This is a genomic window from Phenylobacterium sp. (assembly GCF_030645195.1).
Taxonomy (GTDB): domain Bacteria; phylum Pseudomonadota; class Alphaproteobacteria; order Caulobacterales; family Caulobacteraceae; genus Phenylobacterium.
This window is the reverse complement of sequence record NZ_JAUSLW010000088.1, coordinates 1-1,701: the sequence shown is the minus strand read 5'-3', so window position 1 is coordinate 1,701 and position 1,701 is coordinate 1. Positions and strand designations below refer to the sequence as shown.

Annotated in this window: 2 protein-coding genes; one reads left to right on the top strand and one right to left on the bottom strand. The window is 70.1% G+C overall.

Annotated elements, in window-relative coordinates; all coding sequences use genetic code 11:
- Positions 1 to 189 precede the first annotated feature (189 nt).
- Entirely contained in the window at positions 190 to 1,281 is a 1,092-nt protein-coding gene (locus tag Q7T09_RS07900; protein ID WP_304699031.1) for a patatin-like phospholipase family protein, read from the top strand.
- A gap of 40 nt (positions 1,282 to 1,321) precedes the next feature.
- Here Q7T09_RS07900 and Q7T09_RS07895 read toward each other — a convergent pair.
- On the bottom strand, positions 1,322 to 1,701 hold a 380-nt coding region (locus tag Q7T09_RS07895; protein WP_304699030.1), incomplete at its 5' end, for a PhoH family protein.

The window sequence follows — 1,701 nt, the reverse complement described above, 5'->3', positions numbered from 1 at the left end:
CGTCAAACCCAGGCCTTCGACGCCGCGCCCGGGGGGGCGGGCGGCGAAGTGAGGTGACTCAGACCGGGCCTCCCTCCTGTCCTGACCGGGAGGCCCGGTCGCCGCCTCTCGCCGGCCCCTCCCGGGCGGTGCGCCCGCGACGCTGGCCACGATTGTTGCTAAGGTGATCCCGTCGGTGGCGGAGGGATCATGAAGCCAAGTTGGCCCAGGCGTCTGGGGCGGGTCGGGCCGCCGCCCGGCGGCGTGCGCGCCGAGCCGGCCGGGTTCTCCCAGGTCCGCTTCATCGGCGACGAGGACGAGCAGGGCCTGGCGCGTTTCTATGGCGAACTGCCGACCCGCGCCCCGACCTCCACCCCAGATTGCCTGCGGGTGCTGGCCCTGTCGGGCGGCGGAGCGGGCGGCGCCTTCGGGGCCGGGGCCATGCTGGGCCTGACGCAATCCGGAAGCCGTCCGAAGTTCGACATCGTCACCGGGGTCAGCACCGGCGCCCTGATCGCCCCCTTCGCCTTCCTCGGCTCCGACTGGGACGAGCATCTGGCCGGCGCCTATCTGGGCGACCAGACCTCGGTGATCCTGGACTGGACCACCCTGCGGCCGGGGGCTGGCCTCTATGCCAGCGACCCGCTGTCGGGACTGGTGCGGCGTTACATCGACGCCGACCTGCTGGTGGCCGTCGCCGCCGCCCATGCCGAGGGCCGACGCCTGTTCGTCGCCACCGCCAATCTGGACACCCAGAAGCTGTCGATCTGGGACATGGGGGCCATCGCCAGCCGGGGCGGGCCCGAGGCCCTGATGCTGTTCAAGGATGTGCTGGTCGCCTCGGCCAGCATGCCGGGACTGTTTCCGCCCAAGATGATCTCTGTCGCCACGGAGGACGCGGTCTTCGCCGAGATGCACGTGGACGGCGGCACCATCACCCCGCTGTTCGTGGCGCCCGAGCCGCTGATCGTGCGTCGCGCCCAGCAATGGGCGGTGCGGGAGGTGGAGGTCTACGCCCTGGTCAACACCACCCTGGAGCCGGTCTCGGCGGCGACCCCGATGGGGGTGGTGCCGATCCTGATCCGCAGCTTCGAATTGATGCTGCGATCAACCTATCGCAACGCCCTGCGGGCGGTGGGCGCCTATTGCGAGATCAACGGCTTTTCGCTGCACACCGCCTCGATCCCGGCGGATTTCGGCGGCATCAACATGCTGCGGTTCGATCATGGCCTGCTGAACAACATGTTCGAGCACGGCGCGGAGTTGGCCCGCAACGGACGGCTGTGGACGAAGGTGCGCTGACCCGGCCGGCCCCGGAGTTCCCGGGGCCGGCCTTCAGGGGTCAGAGAACCCCCAGCATCTCGGCCACCAGCGGGTGGCGGACGATGTCGCGGTCCTTCAGCCGGACCACGGCGATATTGGCGACCGCCTCGAGCTTCTCAGCCACCGGGCCCAGGCCCGAAAGCTCGGGCAGCAGGTCGGACTGGTTGGGGTCGCCGGTGACCACCATGGTGGAGTGCCAGCCCAGGCGGGTCAGCAGCATCTTGAGCTGGCCGTAGGTGCAGTTCTGGGCCTCGTCGATCACCACGAAGGCGTTGTTGAGGGTCCGGCCACGCATGAAGCCGACCGGGGCGATCTCGATGGCGCCCTCGGTCCTCAGGGCCCGGACCCGCTTCATGGAGAGGCGGTCGGACAGGGCGTCGTAGAGGGGGCGGAGATAGG

Excerpts from the sequence above, each read along its gene's own strand:
- Q7T09_RS07900 (WP_304699031.1), top strand. The coding sequence starts at position 190 with ATGAAGCCAAGTTGGCCCAGGCGTCTGGGGCGGGTCGGGCCGCCGCCC.